The sequence below is a fragment of the Mesorhizobium sp. B2-3-4 genome, assembly GCF_006442315.1.
Taxonomy (GTDB): domain Bacteria; phylum Pseudomonadota; class Alphaproteobacteria; order Rhizobiales; family Rhizobiaceae; genus Mesorhizobium.
On sequence record NZ_VFVY01000020.1, the window covers coordinates 122874 to 140221 of the forward strand.

Genomic DNA, 17348 nt, shown 5'->3' on the forward strand with positions numbered 1-17348 from the left:
CTAGAAATGGCCCGGCAGCGGGATCGAAATGAGCGCCATCGGCTCGTACTGCGCCAGCCTTCGCAGGCCCGAAAGATCGGTCAGTTCGATGAAGCGGGAACTGCTGGTGATGAGCTGCTCGGCGCGCAATTGCTGAATGACACGATTGAGGTGAGGCACGCTCAAGCCAAGCGCGTCCGCCATGATTTCCTGCGAAAACGGCAGTTCGAAACTTGCCTCGCCCGCGCGCCCGACCTCGAAGAGACGCGCGTGAATCTCGAGCAGGAGATGCGCCAGCCTTTCAATCGGGGTGCGCCGGCCCAGATTGACGATCTGTTCGGCATAGGTCGCCGCCTCCTGGGCGGCGATCCAACTCAAGACCAGGCCGAATTGCGGCTGCTCATAGCATAGACGCACATAGGCATCGAACGGACAGACGGCGTATGTCAGTTCGCTCACGGCAACGACCGCGCCGCTCGACCGGTCGAAGAAGCTGACCGGAAACCCGATGACGTCGCCGGGCAGGATGAGCTTCAGGATCTGCCGCTTGCCGCTGCGAAGCAGCCTGTAGCGGATCGCGTAGCCGTCCTTGACGAAGCACAGGCTCCGGAACTCCGAACCGTGAACGACGAGTTCCTCCCGCTTGCGGATCGAAAGATCGCGCTCGAAGATTGCCGCGAGGTTTTCGATGTCGGCCGAATTCAACTTCATCGCGCGTGTCAATCGGGTCACGACGGGGTGGCCGGTCAGCGGCATGCCAGGATCCTAAGGCTCGTGATCTGCGGCGAAACTTCTACAGGACTATTAATCCAGATTAATGAAGAGAATCATCAAACGAAAGTTGTATTGACTACCCCGCCCCCGCCGCTGCGAATGCCCCATGCAGGCAGGTGTGTTTTTACCGTCTCGCTTGAACAAGCCGGTCTCGCAATCTGGGAACAACAACGAGAGCCTTGGAAGGCTTCAAGGTTCAGGAGGAACACAATGCCGCTCGACGATCGACAGGCCGCCACCATATCGCGCCGTACCGTGCTGCACGCCGGTGCCGGTTTGCTGGGCGGCGCCATGCTGCCCGCTTTCAGTTTTTCCGCCTTCGCGGCCGACGACAAGCCCGCGATCGGCACCTGGCCGGCCGGGTCGGCAGGCGACACCGTCTATATCGGCGCCGCGGTGCCGCTCACCGGCGCCTATGCGTTGCAGGGAGCCGATGAGCTCAAGGGCTGGCAGCTCGCGGTCGAGCACATCAACAATGGCCACGAGCTGATGAAGGCGCTGGCGCCGAAGGTCGAAAAAGGGCTGCTCGGCAAGAAGGTGGAGCTGGTGTCCGCCGACAGCGCTGCCAAGCCCAATCAGGCCGTCGAGGTCGAGCAGAATTACATCAATCAGAACAAGATTATCCTGATGACCGGCTCGACGTCGTCGGCGGTCGCGGTTGCGCTGAACAAATTCGCCCAGCGCGAGAAGGTCCTCTATGTAGCGGGCATTTCCGGTTCGAACGACACGACCGGCAAGGACTGCGTCCGCTATGGCTTCCGCCAGAACCTTTTCGGCCAGACCTCCGCCGCGGCAATCGGCCCGGTGCTCCTGAAGCAGTTCGGCAAGGGCAAGAAGGCGGCGTTCATGACGCCGGACTACACTTACGGCCACACCGTGACCAAGTCGGTGAACGACTACCTGACCTCGGAGGGCGGCTGGGAGATGGTGACCAACCAGGTGTCCCCGCTCGGTACCCAGGACTTCAGCCAGTATCTCACCAACATCGCCAATTCCGGCGCCGAATTCCTCATCAACGTCAATTGGGGCCGCGACGCGGTGCTGTCGTCGCAGCAGGCCAAGCAGTTCGGCCTCCTGCCCAACATGAAGCTCGTCATCCCCTACCAGATCCCGTTCCTGGCCAAGGAAGTCGGTCCCGAGATCACCGAGGGCGTCTTCGCGGCCACCGATTTCTGGTGGACGCAGGAAGACCAGTATCCGCTGGCCAAGCAGTTCGTCGAGGCGTTCCAGACCAAGTTCGGATATCGGCCCGAATGGGGCGCCGAGAACAGCTATGTCAGCTTCGCCCACTGGGCGCGCATGGTCTCCGAAGCAGGCAGCTTCTATCCGCCTGATGTCATCAAGCAATATGAGAAGGGCGAGACCATTCCCTCCCTGCTCGGCGATGTCCATTACCGGCCTGAAGACCATCAGTGCATCCGTCCCGTCGTCATCGTTCGCGGCAAGGCCAAGAAGGACATGAAGAACGACGAGGACTTCTGGGAGGTGCTCGAAGTCGTCCCGGGCGAAGGCCTGATGCAGAAGCCCGACGCTTTCGGCTGCCAGCTCGGCGACTACACCTGACCCTGACCCTCTCCCGAGCCTTCTCCGCCCCTAGGGGTGGAGAAGGCTCTTCCTGTGACCGGACAGCCGTTCCGAGGCAGGGTGCACCGACAATCCATCGATGGCGATGGGCTGTCGAAAGTTCGCCGATTCACTGCCATGATGGCAGTGACGGGCAACACGGATTTACCTCAACCTCAATGCGGACGGCAGCGTGATAAACTGGGCCAACTTCATTTCACAATGCTTCAACGGGCTGGTGCTGGGCGCATTGCTGGCGCTGATCTCGTCGGGCCTGACAATCATCTACGGCACGCTGGGCGTGCTGAACCTGGCGCATGGCGCGATGTTCATGCTGGGCGGCTATGCCGGCTGGCTCGCCTATAGCTATACCGGCTCCTATCTTGCCGCGGTCGCCGCCGGCTCGCTGTTCGTCATGGTCGTCGGCATCGTGATGGAGCGGCTGATCATCCGCCATTTCTATACCAGGCCATATGAGGACCAGCTTCTCGTCACCTTTGGCCTCGGCATCGTTTTCGTCGAGGCGGTGCGCTTTTTCTTCGGCTCCCTGTCGCAGACTGTGCCGCCGCCGGGGCCGCTGGTCGGCATCACCAATCTCGGCTTCATGATCTACCCGACCTACCGGCTGGCCCTGCTCGGCATCGTCGCCGTGGCGCTGCTGATCCTCTATTTCGTTCTCTACCGCACCCGCATCGGCATGATCGTGCGCGCCGGCATCGAGGATTCGGGGATGGTCGATTCGCTCGGCATCGATGTCTACAAGGTCTTCATGCTGGTGTTCGGCATCGGCGCCATGGCGGCGGGCTTCGCCGGCATCGTCAACGCGCCCGTCGTATCGATCGCACCCGATGTCGGCGAGGCGATCCTTGTGCAGACCTTCGTGGTCGTGGTCATCGGCGGCGTCGGCTCTTTCCCCGGCGCCGTCATCGGCGGCCTCATCGCCGGCGAGATCATATCGATCACCTCGATGTTCAACCCGGGTTACTCCTACATCATGCTGTTCGTGGCGATGACCTTGGTTCTGGTGCTGCGCCCACACGGGCTGTTCGGCCAGGCCGGTCGCGAATAGGGGTGCCCGTCATGCAGATGAAACGCCCCTATCTGGCCGAGCTGATCACCGCCCTGGCGCTGATCCTGGCGCCATTCGTCCTGCCCCATCTCGGCTTTTCGCCGAGCACCATGAACCGCATCCTGATCTGGGGTCTGTTCGGCCTCGGCTTCGACATCCTGTTCGGCTACACCGGGCTGTTGTCCTTCGGCCAGTCCGCCTTCTACGGCACCGGCGGCATGTTTGCCGCCTACCTGCTCACCGAGGCGGGTTTCGACTACGTCATGGTCGCCATCATACTCGGTGCGGTCGTGGCCGGCGCCGTCGGCTATCTTATCGGCCTGATCGCGTTGCGGCGCACCGGCATCTATTTCGCCATGATCACGGTGGCGATCGCCGAGGTGTTCTTCTTCGTCGAATTCAACCCCCTCTCGGCCTATACCGGCGGCGAGAACGGCCTTCCCGGCGTGCCGACGCCGGAGTTCAATCTCGGCTTCACGGTGCTGAAATTCAACACCGACTGGACGATGTATATCTTCCTGGCCTTCTGGTACTTCATCGGCATCGCCGCCGCGCTGCGTATAGTTCGCTCACCCGTCGGCGCGATCCTTTCGGCCATCCGCGACAATCCGCTGCGCGCCGCGGCACTCGGTCACGACATCCACGGCTACAAGCTGACCGCCTTCGTCGTGGCGGCGATCTATGCCGGTTTCGCCGGCGGCCTGCTTGGCACCATGCAGGGTTTCATGCCGCCGGACGCCTTCATGTTCGACACCTCCGGCCAACTCGTCATGCAGACCGCGATCGGCGGCACCGGCACGCTGTTCGGGCCTTTGGTCGGCGCCACGGTGTGGCTCTATCTCAGCGACTTCTTCCAGAACACGCTGCATCTTGGCGCAACCTGGAAGCTGGTGCTCGGCATCGTCTTCGTGCTTCTCGTGGTATTCCTGCGGCACGGCATCGTCGGCGCCATCGTCGACCTGTACCGGCTGGTTGCGAAAGCCGGCAAGAACGCTCGACCGGCCGAGCGGGTCGATACGGCGGCAGCCGCGTTCGACCCGGCAGCGATTGAGCCGATGCCGGCGCGGCGACGCGGCGACGCGGCGACCTCCGGACCGATCCTGCAAGCGAGTGGCCTGACCAAGCGCTATGGCGGCCTTGCCGCCAACAGCGACATCGACTTTTCCGTCGACCATGGCGAGATGCGCGGCATCATCGGGCCGAACGGCGCGGGCAAAACCACCTTCTTCAAAATGCTGACCTGCGAGATCGCGCCGACGTCAGGCACGATCATGTTCGAGGGCCGCGACATCACCGGCAAGAGCGTCACCGACGTGTGCCAGTTCGGCCTGACCAAGAGCTACCAGATCAACCAGCTGTTCGACCGGCTGACCGTGCGCCGCAATCTGACGATCGCGGCGCTGGGCGAGACCCGCGGCAAGTTCAGGCTCGATCTGTTCAAGGGTCTTCACGGCGTTCCCGGTCTCGGCGAACAGGTCGAGCGCACGGCGGCGCTGGTCAACCTGACGGCGCGACTGGACGTCCCCGTTTCGGAGCTCGCCTATGGCGAAAAGCGCCGGCTGGAGATCGGACTGGCGCTGGCCACCTCCCCCAGCCTGCTTCTGCTCGACGAACCGCTCGCCGGCATGAGCCCGCGCGAGCGCGTCGAAACCGTGGCGCTGCTCAAGGCGATCGCGCGCGGCCGCACCATGATCATCATCGACCACGACATGGATGCCTTGTTCGAACTGGTCGGCAAGGTGACCGTGCTGCAGGAGGGCAAGGTGCTGGTGGAAGGCACGCCGGCCGAGATCAAGACCAACGCAAAGGTGCAGGAAGCCTATCTCGGCGGCGTGCATGGAGAGATGGCATGAGCCTGCTCGAGGTCAGCGGACTGAACAGCTACTATGGCGACAGCCACATCCTGTTCGATGTCGCATTGAAGGTCGAGAAGAACGAGGTGGTGGCGCTGCTCGGCCGCAACGGCGCGGGCAAATCGACGACGCTGAAGAGCCTGATGGGCGTGGTGACGCCGCGCGCCGGCAGCGTCAAACTGGACGGCGAGGAACTCGCCGGCAAGAAGGCGCACAGCATCGCCAGGCGCGGGATGCAGCTCGTGCACGAGAACCGCCGCATCTTCGGCAGCCTGAGCGTCGAAGAAAACATCATTCTCGCCGGGTTGACCGCGCAGAACAAATGGCCGCTGGAACGTATCTACGCCATGTTCCCACGGCTGAAGGAGCGGCGCGGCAGCCGCGGCACCGACCTGTCCGGCGGCGAGCAGCAGATGCTGGCGATCGCGCGCGCTTTGGTGCGCGATCCGAAAATCGTGCTGCTCGACGAGCCCTTCGAAGGGCTTGCCCCCGTCATCGTGCACGACCTCGTGCGTGCCTGCCGCGAACTGGCACAGGCCGGACAGACCATGGTGTTGGTGGAGCAGAACCTCGCCGCGACGCTGGCGCTCGCCAGCCGGGTCTATATCATCAACAACGGCCACATCGCGCATGAGGGCCCGGCTGCGGAGCTGAAGCAGCAGCCGGAACTGCTGCAGCGCTATCTCGGCGTCTAAGGCCGCCGGAATTTCCGCTACCGACAGGTTGTCGCAACCGCCGAGGGCCCAGCGCTACCCGCTCATGTGACTGGCAGCGCGGATATCCGACGGCGTCAGGCCGTAGCGGCGGCGGAAGCATTGGTTGAAATAAGAAATATCGCTGAAACCGGATGTGAGGGCGATTTCGCTGACGCGCAGACTGAGGTTGCGGCGGTCGACCAGCATCGCATGCGCCTTCTGCAGGCGAAATTCCAGGATGCGGGCGCTGAGACTTGTGCCGGTTTCGTGCAACAGGTCCTGCACATAGCGAGGCGATAGCCTTAGCTTGCGCGCTATGTCGGTAACGGAGAAGGCCGGGTTCGCGTAACCCGCTTTGATCTCGGAGAGCACTTCGCGCACCCGCGCGGCGCGCAGGCCGCGCAATTGTGCGATTTCCGCGGCCTCGCGCGTCGCGCCTATGGCGAGCGAGACCAGGTCTGTGAGATGCGTTGCAACGGTCTGCTTGACCTGCGGCGACGACAGGTCGAGGTCCGCCAGTCCGTCGACATAGTGGAACAGCAATCGCACCTCGGGCCGGCTCAGCGAAAGCGCGCGTATCGGCGGGTCGTCGATCGCGTCCGACAGCGGAGCGACGAGCCCGCGCTTGATCTGCACGGTCCTGAGAGAGGTGCGCGGGGACATGAAGCGAATGCGGGACGACAGCGAGGTCAGCACCGCCTCCGACGAGGTCGTCCGCAACGCCTCGTTGCCGTTGCGCGAAGCGATGAAGCCATCGGCGGCAACGGAAATGAAGATATCGTCATTGCCGTCGGAGAGCAATTCACTCGTGCGCTCGCCCGAAACGGCTGAAAAGCTTCCAAGAGAAACCATTATGCCTGGCAAGGAATGCGTGTAGGCATCGATCCAGATTGGTTCATCGGAGATCGGCGCGACCTCCATGCGCATCGCGATTTTCCCGTAGAAGTCGCGGATCATCTCATCGCGATGCTTCTCGGGAATGTCGTCCGTCGACAATCGAACCGGCTGATATTTCGGGGTCATTGCACGACAATTTGTTGAGTTGGTGCAGGTTATTGGAGTCCCGCATTGCCGTCGCTCGGGAGACGGACGCGATTTGTGCGTCAAACTGACGCAGCTATGCGCTCCAGCACAAGAAACTGCGCAGCAACTCAATCAACCCTGGGGTGGGTTGCCGAAAGACCACACGCATCGGCAAACGATGCCGACTGCGCTTCAGCCAAAGATTGAGCGCGCCCCTGCCCAAGACCGCATGCGCCGAGCCTGTAGATTCCGCCACGGATGCGGGCGCTGCCCGTAGCATGAAAGACCGGGGGAATTCGATGAAAAATAGAGCGTGCGCAATTCGCGCGCGGGCGTTGCTTGGCGGCACCGCCTTGTTTCTCTTGCCGATGTCTCCTGCCATGGCGACGGACTGGACCGGTACGACCTCCTCCAACTGGTTCAATGCGTCCAACTGGACGGCCGGCGTCCCAGGCGCGGTCCTCACGAACATCGACAGGATCTCTCCGAATCCTACGGTCGTCGGTGCGCCCGGCGCACAGACCGGTACCCTCGATGTGGGCGTCCTCGCCAAGGGCCAGCTTACCATCCAGACCGGAGGAACGGTTGGCAGCACTGCCGGCAGAGTGGGCGTAAACCCCGGTTCGACGGGCACGGTGACGGTGACTGGGGCAGGCTCGCAATGGACCATTGTCAACGATCTCTATGCCGGATTCGCCGCCACCGGCACGCTGACCATCCAGAATGGTGGCCAAGTTCACAACGCCAAAGGACTTATTGGCTTTGGGCCCAACGCGACCGGCACCGTGACCGTTGATGGCGCTGGCTCGAAATGGATCAACGGCGACGTTCTTCTCGTCGGAGATCAAGGCACTGGCACGCTGACCATCAGCAACGGGGGCGTGGTGACCAGCAGCGACGGTGGCGTTGGCTGGCTCGGCGGTGCAACGGGTACTGTCACCGTTGACGGCGCCGGCTCCTCCTGGACCAGCAGCACGGGCATGGTCGTCGGCGGCAGTGAAAGCTCAACCGGCGGGGTGGGCTCGCTGACGATCACCAATGGCGCCAAGGTGGCCAACACCTTGCGAGGCGCTCTGGCCGCCTCCAACGGGGCGGTTGGCACGGTCAAGGTCGATGGCTCCGGATCGACGTGGACGAATGGCTCGGACTTGACTGTTGCCGGGTACGGCACCGCGCTCCTAAGCGTTACCAATGGCGGTAAAGTCGCGAGCGACAACGGCTATCTGGCTGAGCGCGCGATCGGCAACGCAGCGGTGATTGTCAGCGGCGCAGGCTCGGCCTGGACCACGACCCACGACCTCTTCGTCGGCTATGGCGGCACCGGAACTCTGATCGTACAGGACGGCGCTGCGGTCAACGTGGGCGGCTCCGTGATCATCGCGGATCTCGCGGGCTCGACCGGCACGCTGGACATCGGCGCGCCCGCCATCCAGGCGCCGGTGGCCACGGGCACGCTGAATGCCGGCACCGTGTCGTTCGGCGCCGGCACCGGCACGATCAACTTCAAGCATTCCGATCCTGCTTATAGCTTCGCTCCGAAGATCCAGGGCCTCGGCACCATCAACCAGATTGCCGGCAACACAATCCTGACCGCCAACTCCAGCGGCTTCACCGGCGCTGCCAATGTTACCGGCGGGCGCCTGACGGTCGATGGAAAGCTTGGCGGTTCGGTCGCCGTCCAGTCCGGCGGCACGCTTGCCGGCTCCGGCACCGTGGGCGCCGTTTCCGTCGCCAATGGCGGCACGCTCGCCGGCGTTCAGGGCCAGACGTTGACCACCGGCAATCTCACGCTCGCCTCCGCCTCGAACGTCAACGTCTCACTCGGTACGGCGGGCAACACCACCGGCCTGTTCAAGGTCAACGGCAACCTCACGCTCGACGGCGCGCTCAACGTCGCCGATGCCGGCGGTTTCGGCCAGGGTGTCTATCGTATCATCGACTATACCGGCGCGCTCACCGACAACGGCCTCAATGTCGGCATGATGCCCGCGGGCAACAACGGCGCTGTGCAGACCTCCGTGGCGAACCAGGTCAACCTAGTCGTCTCGGTCAACGACACGCAGTTCTGGAACGGCTCGACAACGACGGCCGACGGCACCATCCACGGCGGCAACGGCACCTGGATCGCCGGACCGACGAACTGGACCGACGCCAACGGTGCGACCGCCAGCGCCTGGGGCGGCCAGTTCGCGGTGTTCCAGACCAATCCGGGCACGGTGACGGTCGATAGCTCCGCGGGGGCGATCGCGACGACCGGCATGCAGTTCATCGGCGCGGGGTGGACCGTCTCGGGCGATCCGGTCACGCTCGCCGGCGCCGGCGGCAACACCACCATCCGCGTCGGCGACGGAACGGCGGCCGGCGCCGGTTACAGCGCCACCATCGGCTCCGAACTCACCGGCGCCAGCGGCCTGGTCAAGGACGACCTCGGCACGCTGATCCTGACCGGCGAAAACAGCTACACCGGCGGCACCATCATCGGCGCCGGCACGCTCCAGATCGGCAATGGTGGCACCAGCGGGTCGATCGCCGGCGACGTCGCCGACAATGGCGTGCTTGCCTTCGACCGTTCCGACGACCTGACTTTCGCGGGCACCATCACCGGTTCGGGTTCGGTGAATCTGATCGCGGGCGGCGTTTCGTTGACCGCCGACAGCAGCTATACCGGCGGCACCACGATCGCCAGCGGCGCCTCGCTGGCACTCGGCAATGGCGGCACCACCGGGTCGATCACAGGCGACGTCACCGACAACGGGGAACTTGCGTTTGTCCGTTCGGACGAGTTGGTTTTCACCGGCGCGATCACTGGTTCCGGTTCGGTGCAGCTTGTCGCCGGCCTCGTGGCGGTGACCGCCGACAACAACTACACCGGCGGCACGATCATCTCGGGCGGCGCAGCCCTCGCCATCGGTGATGGCGGGACCAGCGGATCGATTGCGGGGAACGTCGCGGATGCCGGCGTGCTGGGTTTCTACCGCTCGGATGATTTCAGTTTCGCGGGCGTGATCTCGGGAACCGGCGCGATCAGCCAGATCGGCACCGGCACGACGACGCTGACCGGCGACAGCAGCAGCTTCAGCGGCCTGACGAATGTCATCAAAGGGGCCCTGCGCGTCGACGGGACGCTGGGCGGCTCCGTCGATGTCCAGACGGGCGCCAGGCTTGCAGGCTCCGGCACGGTCGGCGACACCGTCGTCGACGGCACAGTCGCGCCGGGCGGTTCGATCGGCACGTTGAACGTGACCGGCGGCATCGCCTTCAATCCGGGTTCGATCTATGAGGTCGAAGTGGACGATGCCGGGCAGTCCGACAAGATCGCGGCGACGGGTGCGGCCACCATCAATGGCGGCTCGGTGAAGGTGTTGGCCGGCGCCGGGAATTATGCGCCGCAGACGCAGTACACGATCCTTGCCGCCAATGGCGGCCGCAACGGCCAGTTCGACACCGTAACCTCGAACCTCGCCTTCCTCAACCCGTCGCTCAGCTATGATGCCAACGACGTCTATCTGACGATGACACGCAACGACATCGGCTTCCAGAATGTCGGCTTGACCCCGAACCAGATCGCTACCGCCGGCGGCGTCGAAAGCCTGGGGGCCAGCGACCCGATTTACGATGCGGTGCTGAACCTCTCGGCCGATCAGGCGCGCTATGCCTTCGACCAGCTCTCCGGCGAGATTCACCCATCGCTCCACACCGCCATGCTGGAGGACAGCCGCTTCATCCGCGACACCGTCGAGGATCGCATCCGTGCGGCCTTCGACAGCGTCGGCGCCTCGTCCATGCCGGTCATGGCCTATGCCGATGGCGCCCCGCAACTTGCACCCGCCACGACCGACCGCTTCGCCGTCTGGGGCCAGGCCTTCGGGTCCTGGGGCCATTGGAACAGCGACGGCAATGCCGCGCGCCTCGACCGCTCGACCGGCGGCTTCCTGATGGGCGCGGATGCGCCGATCTTCGACAGCTGGCGCTTCGGCGTCGTGGCCGGCTACGCCAACACCAGCTTCGACGTTGACGATCGCCACTCCTCGGCTTCGGCGGACACCTACCATCTCGGCCTTTATGCCGGCACGAACTGGGGCAATCTTGCCTTCCGCTCGGGCGCCGCCTACGCCTGGCACGACGTCGCGACGAACCGCGACGTGGCCTTCCCGGGCTTCAGCGACAGTCTGAAGGCCGACTACGACGCCGGCACGGCGCAGGTCTTCGGCGAAGTCGGCTACGGCATCGCCACTGGCGACGCCCGGCTCGAGCCCTTTGCCAACCTCGCTTATGTGAGCGCCCACACCGACGGTTTTGCCGAGAAGGGCGGCGCTGCCGCGCTGACCGTCGAGGAGGCGACGACCGATGCGACACTCACGACGCTCGGCCTGCACGCCTCGACCAGCTTCGATGTGAATGGCGCGACGGTGACGGCAAAGGGCACGCTGGGCTGGCGTCACGCCTTCGGCGACGTCACGCCGCTCTCGACGATGCGCTTTGCCGCCGGCGGCGATCCTTTCACGATCGCAGGCGTTCCGACCGCCCGCGACACGGCCGAAGTCGAGGCAGGCTTCGACCTCGCCCTGGGCCCCGACGCCGAACTCGATGTGACCTATGACGGCCAGTACGGGTCAGGCCTGTCCGACCAGTCGGTCAAGGCCACCTTCGACGCAAAATTCTGAGATCACGCGTGCGGTCCCGGCGAAAGGACGGCCGCCTCCATGGCCGGGACTGGCGATCCCGGCCAAGCCTTGCCGCTCACACGCCGGCTAATCCACGGAGAACGCGCCTAAATGGCGGACAATAATGGTGGGCCCGGAGGGACTCGAACCCCCAACCAAGCGGTTATGAGCCGCCGGCTCTAACCATTGAGCTACAGGCCCCACGCGGGCTGGATTAATGTCTTTCGCATCGCGGCACAAGGCTTTACCGGCTGGCTTTCGCAGATCGCCCAAATCATCCCATAATCGCGCTCTACGCGACGCCTGCGACTTTGATCGCGGACCAAGGAGATTTTCATGACCAGACATCTTTTGCCCCTCGCGCTCGCCGCTGCAATCGCTTTTCCGGCGATGGCTGGAGCCACCGATCTGCCGACGCCGCCGCGCATCATCGTGTCCGGCGAGGGTGAAGCAACCGTGGCCCCGGACCTTGCCGTCCTGACGCTCAGCGTCATGCGCGAAGCCAAGACGGCGCGCGCCGCGCTCGACGCCAACAATGATGCGATGGCCGCCGTGATCGCCGCCATGAAGGCCGCCGGCATCAAGGATCGCGACCTGCAGACCGCGGGCATCCAGATCAACCCGCGCTACAATTACACCAACAAGCCGGACGGCAGCCAGGAGGCCGAACTCGTCGCCTATCAGGTCACCAACACGCTCTCGGTGCGCGTGCGCGACGTCGACAAGACAGGCGAGATCCTCGACAAGGCGGTGTCCCTCGGCGTCAACCAGGGTGGCGGCATCGCCTTCACCAACGACAATCCGGCGGCCACCGTCACCGAGGCCCGCAAGAAGGCCGTGGCCGACGCCATGGCCAAGGCCAAGACGCTGGCCGAGGCGGCCGGGGTCAGCCTCGGCAGGGTGCTCGAGATCACCGATCAGAACATCAGGCCGGCACCGATGCCGATCAACGCCAAGGCGTTCGACGCAGCCGCCGGCGCGGCCCCCGTGCAGGCCGGCGAGAACGCCTACAATGTCCAGGTCACCGTGACCTTCGAACTCAAATGATTGGCGAACCGAAGTAAGCGCCTGAAGACGATGGCCGGCCCTGCCGGCCATCGATCGCCATCCGGCACACATGAAAAACCCCGCGGGATCGATCCCGCGGGGTTTTTTCGAGCCGCACCCGTCGACAAGACAGGGGCTCACTACTCCAGACCGATCTTCTCGGAAGATCGAGTCTCCAAGCTAGTCATCGCAGAGGATTATGCCGCTACCGATCTGCACCGGCCGATCCTCGCAGAAGAACGCCTCAGCGGTTGATGATCGGGCAACCGCGCTCGTTGGCGAACACGATGACCACCCGGTCGCCATACTGACGGCCCATCACCTTGACCACGCGGCGGTTGACATCGACGATGCGGGCACGGTGCAGGCCCATGCGCTCGGCCTTGTCCAGCGCGCGGTCCGGCGAGCAGCCACGGCGCCAATCGTCGCGGCGCTCGTCCCGGCGGTGGCGATAGCCGTCGTCGCCGGCATAGACGCCGAAGCGCGGATCCTGGTTGTTGCCGAAGCCAAGGTAGAGGCTGTCGGCATGGGCGGGAATGGCCGCCAGCGTGCCGAGGCCGACCAGGGCCGAAAGCGCAGCCGTCTTGATGGTGGTGTACATGGTTCTCTCTCCTTGTTGCGGGCTGGCGCCCGTCCTCGTGAAACCGATAGCGGGAGAATGCACTGGCCTGTCTGAACTATTTACGAACTCGCCGTTCATCTGCGGTTCATGTGGCGCCGGCGGGCAAATCGCCGGCATTTGCAAATCTCTAACCCGGTCAAATCCCCGCCGGTATCAAACAATATCGCGCCAAACGCCTTGCCCCTTCGCCCGGTTCCCGGCAACGAGCGATTTGGTCACCAACAGCGGACGATATCCCCGCGCATCAAGGCTCGTCGTCGAGCATATAGTCGAAGTAATCTTCCGGCTCGGCCAGATCGGTCTCGCTCGCCTTGACGCGGCCACGCATCGAAATGCCGGCCTCGTGCACGGTCTGGGCACTGCCCGAGACCAGGTGGTGCCACCAATAGAGATCGCGCCCCTTGGCCACCAGCCGGTAGGCGCAAGTGCTGGGCAGCCAGCTGATGGTGCGCACATTCTGCGGCGTCAGCCCGACACAATCGGGAACGCGCGCCAGCCTGTTGGCATAGTCGGCACAGCGGCAGTTCCTGGCGTCGAACAGCCGGCAGCCGACGCTGGTCCAGTAGATTTCACCGGTATCCTCGTCCTCGAGCTTCGACAGGCAGCATTTGCCGCAGCCGTCGCAGAGCGATTCCCACTCCGTGGGACTCATTGCTTCCAGCGTCTTGGTTTTCCAGAACGGCGTTTCCATTTCCGGCATGTGGCCCCAGCCGCCGCCCAGGTCAAGCGCGACAACAGCCGGAATGGGGCGGCAACCCGGCCGAATGACACGAATTTGCCTTCAAAAGGCCGGCCAATCGCCCCGTACGGCTCCTAACCATGGGCAGCTGGAACCAATTTCGTTAGAAGCGGTTTCGGCAAGGATGGGACCCCACAAGGAGAATTTCGATGAAACGCCAACCACGGATTCTGGCAGGCACCGCCCTTGGCCTGCTAATGGCATCCGCGCCGTTAGGCGCATCCCCGCTGCAGGGAACGGCCGCGTTCGGCCCCATGCAACGCGACGCGACACCGCTGATCATCCTGGCGCAGGATACGCCCACCGACCAGGGACAGAGCGATCAGGAACAGCCGCGCCGGAAGAAGCGCGAGCAGCAGCAGCAAACGGAGGCCGCCCCCGCCGCAGAGCAGCCGGCACCGGCCACCGAAGAGCAGCAGCCGCGCAGGAAGAAACGCGACCAGCAGCAGCAGGCCGAACAGGCCCCGGCCGGAGAGGCCGCCCCCGCCACCGAGGAGCAGCAGCCGCGCAGGAAGAAGCGCGAGCAGCAGCAGCAGCAGACCGAACAGGCCCCGGCCGGCGAGGCCGCCCCCGCGACCGACGAGCAGCAGCCGCGCAAGAAGAAGCGCGATCAGCAGCAGCAGACCGAGCAGGCACCCGCCGGCGAGGCGGCGCCAGCAACAGACGAGCAGCAGCCGCGCAGGAAGAAGCGCGACCAGCAGCAGACCGAACAGGCGCCCGCCGGCGAGGCGGCGCCAGCAACAGACGAACAGCAGCCGCGCAAAAAGAAGCGCGACAAGCAGCAGCAGACCGAACAGGCGCCCGCCGGCGAGGCGGCCCCTGCCAATGACAACCAGCCGGCCAAACCCGGCAGGAAGCACAAGCAGGACCAGCAGAAAGAGGCGCCCGCCGCGGTGCCGGAGACCGCTCCGACGCCGAAGGAGGCACCCGCCGGCGAAGCAACGCCGAAGGTTGAACCGGCCCCCGCCGGCGAACAGCCGGCGGTCCAGGGCGAGCAGTCCCAGGACAAGACCAAGAAGCACGGCAGGAAACCGGCTGGCGAACAACCGGCGAATGGCGAACAGCCCGCAAACGGCGAACAGCCCGCCACCGGCAAGCAGCCCGCCACCGGCGAACAGCCGGCGACGGGAGAGCAGCCAGCTAACGGCGGCAAGGCGGCGCCTGTGCAGGGCGAAAACCCTGTCCAGGGCGAAGCACCCGCCGACAAGAATGCCGCCCCGATCCTCGACAGCCAGAAGGATGCCGAACGCAAGGGCGGCGGCCGCAAGCATGGCGACAAGAACGGCCAGCAGAACGGCGAGCAACAAAATGACGGGCAGCAGAATGGCGGGCAGAATGCCCAGCAGGGCGGAGACCAGGGCCAGAAGCCGGTCGTGGCACCCGTCGATCAGGGTCCGCCTCCCACCGACGACAAGGCCGCCCAGGAAGCGATCAAGCCGGAAAAGATCGTCCCGGTGACGCAGGAGAAGGGCAAACGCCTCGATCGCGCCCCCGACGAGAACATCCGTGACCGCCGCCGGCCCAAGGGCGTCGACGTGCTCAAGGAGATCGGCGACCGCGTCATCATCCAGCTCGGCGGCCAGACGATCGTCCAGAGCAATGACGGACCGCGCATGAACCGTGGCGCCAAGGATGTCTACTACGAAGACCTGCCGCAGGGCCGCACCCGCGAAACCGTCGAGCGCGGCAATGGCGTCCAGATCGTCACCATCCGCAACCGCTACGGCGATGTCATCCAGCGCTCGCGCATCGGCTCCGATGGCCGCGAATATGTGCTGAGCTATGTCGACGAGCGCAGCTATCAGGACGATGGCGACTGGCGCGATCCCGGCGACGACCTGCCGCCGATGCGGCTGACCATCCCGCGTCGCGACTACATCCTGGATTCGGAGGATGTCGAAAGCCCCGACGACTACTACACCTTCCTCGAACAGCCGCCGGTGGAAAAGGTCCAGCGCCTCTATTCGATCGACGAGGTCAAGCGCTCGGCCCGCGTGCGCGACATCGCACGCCGCGTCGATCTCGACACGCTGAACTTCGAATTCGGTTCCTCCTCGATCTCCGACACCGAGGTGCAGAAGCTCGAAGGCGTCGCCGATGCCATGGAGAAGCTGTTGAAGAAGAACCCGGCCGAGACCTTCCTCATCGAAGGCCATACCGACGCGGTCGGCGCACCCGAGGCGAACCTTGCCCTGTCGGATCGTCGCGCCGAAGCGGTCGCCGAGGCGCTGACCAATGCCTTTGGCATTCCGCCGGAGAACCTGACGACGCAGGGCTATGGCGAGGAGTATCTGAAGGTAAACACCTCCGCGCCCAACCGCGAGAACCGGCGCGTCGCCATCCGCCGCATCACCTCGCTGGTGGCGCCGGTTGCCAGCAACAACTGACCATGAACCGGAAAGGAAACCGCCTTTCCCAAAAGACCATGGCCCGTCAAATGTCTGTTTTTCCAGAGGCTTGAGGCGGCCTCTGGAATCAGATCGGCAAGAAAGGCCCATTCCGGTTCGCCGGGATGGGTCCGGCCCCGCATGACCACCCAATTCAACAAGAATTGTCCAGCCAGGCCGTCCCGCTCATTGAATCGCGAGGCCGCCTACCCCAGATTCAGGACTGGGCGTTCCCTGCCCCGTCCCGACTCCAGCGGGACGCATTGAGCCCCGCCGGGTCCCCTCTCCGGCGGGGTTTTTTGCTTCTGATTTTGTCTTGCAAACTGTCGCCGGGTGACCGAAATACGCCCCGACGGACAAGAGAACCAAGCGGAACCGGCCCCATGAAGCGTCTCGAACTCGCCATCGAATCGATCATCCTGGCCTCGCGCTGGCTGCTGGTCGTCTTCTATATCGGGCTCGGCCTCGCGCTGGCGGTCTACGCGCTGTCGTTCGGCAAGAAGCTCTACGAGTTCATCACCACGGTGTTCCTGCTTGGCGACACCGACACCATCTTGAAGATGCTCGGCCTGATCGATGCAGCCCTTGTCGCCTCGCTGGTAGTGATGGTCATCATCTCGGGCTACGAGAATTTCGTCAGCCGCTTCGACGCCCAGGATAGCGACGGCGGCGTGCACTGGCTGGGCACGATCGATGTCGGCTCGCTGAAGGTCAAGGTCGCCTCGACCATCGTGGCCATCTCCTCCATCCACCTGTTGCAGGTGTTCCTCAACTCGTCCTCCTATTCGACGGACCAGTTGATGTGGCTGACCATCATCCACCTCGCCTTCGTCGTCTCGGCGCTGATGCTGGCCTATATCGACCGCCTCATGGGCCTGAGCAAAGGCAAGAAGGACGAGGAGTGAGGCCAGCATTGGCCCGGCGGGTTGGCTA

Annotated in this window: 12 protein-coding genes and 1 tRNA gene; 8 read left to right on the forward strand and 5 right to left on the reverse strand. The window is 64.3% G+C overall.

All coding sequences use genetic code 11. From position 1 onward, the window contains the following. Window positions 1–735, reverse strand: a complete 735-nt coding sequence (locus FJ967_RS25980) for a Crp/Fnr family transcriptional regulator (RefSeq protein ID WP_140735160.1) — start codon at window positions 733–735, stop codon at window positions 1–3. Window positions 736–963: 228 nt separating this feature from the next. Between FJ967_RS25980 and FJ967_RS25985 the strand changes: the two genes are divergently transcribed. From FJ967_RS25985 to FJ967_RS26000, 4 genes are all read left to right on the forward strand, one after another. Further along, a complete protein-coding gene (locus FJ967_RS25985; RefSeq protein ID WP_140735162.1) occupies window positions 964–2316 on the forward strand; it encodes a substrate-binding protein in 1353 nt (450 codons plus the stop codon). A gap of 193 nt (window positions 2317–2509) precedes the next feature. Next, window positions 2510–3385: a branched-chain amino acid ABC transporter permease gene (locus tag FJ967_RS25990; RefSeq protein ID WP_140735164.1), complete on the forward strand. Its 876-nt coding sequence runs from the start codon at window positions 2510–2512 to the stop codon at window positions 3383–3385. An 11-nt stretch (window positions 3386–3396) separates the two neighbouring features. Continuing rightward, window positions 3397–5238, forward strand: a complete 1842-nt coding sequence (locus FJ967_RS25995) for a branched-chain amino acid ABC transporter ATP-binding protein/permease (protein WP_140735166.1) — start codon at window positions 3397–3399, stop codon at window positions 5236–5238. Then, complete coding sequence (locus FJ967_RS26000) at window positions 5235–5933, forward strand: ABC transporter ATP-binding protein (protein WP_140735168.1); 699 nt, start codon at window positions 5235–5237, stop codon at window positions 5931–5933. The genes FJ967_RS25995 and FJ967_RS26000 overlap by 4 nt, the downstream gene beginning before the upstream one ends. Window positions 5934–5987: 54 nt before the next feature. Here FJ967_RS26000 and FJ967_RS26005 read toward each other — a convergent pair whose 3' ends face one another. Further along, window positions 5988–6956 (reverse strand): helix-turn-helix transcriptional regulator, encoded by a 969-nt coding sequence (locus FJ967_RS26005; protein WP_140735170.1) that lies wholly within the window; start codon window positions 6954–6956, stop codon window positions 5988–5990. A 299-nt stretch (window positions 6957–7255) separates the two neighbouring features. Between FJ967_RS26005 and FJ967_RS26010 the strand changes: the two genes are divergently transcribed. Continuing rightward, entirely contained in the window at window positions 7256–11620 is a 4365-nt protein-coding gene (locus tag FJ967_RS26010) for an autotransporter domain-containing protein (RefSeq protein ID WP_181176144.1), read from the forward strand. Between the two features lie 125 nt (window positions 11621–11745). On the opposite strand, the gene FJ967_RS26015 is transcribed toward FJ967_RS26010, so the two are convergent. After that, window positions 11746–11821: transfer RNA gene (locus tag FJ967_RS26015), tRNA-Ile, on the reverse strand. Window positions 11822–11956: 135 nt separating this feature from the next. On the opposite strand from FJ967_RS26015, the gene FJ967_RS26020 reads away from it, so the two are divergent. Next, entirely contained in the window at window positions 11957–12667 is a 711-nt protein-coding gene (locus FJ967_RS26020; protein ID WP_140735174.1) for an SIMPL domain-containing protein, read from the forward strand. Between the two features lie 244 nt (window positions 12668–12911). Here FJ967_RS26020 and FJ967_RS26025 read toward each other — a convergent pair whose 3' ends face one another. Both FJ967_RS26025 and FJ967_RS26030 read right to left on the reverse strand, forming a co-directional pair. Beyond that, window positions 12912–13268: a hypothetical protein gene (locus FJ967_RS26025; RefSeq protein ID WP_140735176.1), complete on the reverse strand. Its 357-nt coding sequence runs from the start codon at window positions 13266–13268 to the stop codon at window positions 12912–12914. Window positions 13269–13533: 265 nt separating this feature from the next. Beyond that, the gene (locus tag FJ967_RS26030; protein ID WP_140735208.1) at window positions 13534–13980 is read right to left on the reverse strand and encodes a YcgN family cysteine cluster protein; all 447 of its coding nucleotides are present in this window, start codon (window positions 13978–13980) and stop codon (window positions 13534–13536) included. A gap of 197 nt (window positions 13981–14177) precedes the next feature. On the opposite strand from FJ967_RS26030, the gene FJ967_RS26035 reads away from it, so the two are divergent. Together FJ967_RS26035 and FJ967_RS26040 are read left to right on the forward strand one after the other, a co-directional pair. Further along, window positions 14178–16415, forward strand: coding sequence for an OmpA family protein (locus FJ967_RS26035; RefSeq protein ID WP_140735178.1), 2238 nt, complete (start codon window positions 14178–14180; stop codon window positions 16413–16415). Between the two features lie 383 nt (window positions 16416–16798). Then, complete coding sequence (locus tag FJ967_RS26040; protein ID WP_140735180.1) at window positions 16799–17320, forward strand: TIGR00645 family protein; 522 nt, start codon at window positions 16799–16801, stop codon at window positions 17318–17320. Window positions 17321–17348: the final 28 nt, after the last annotated feature.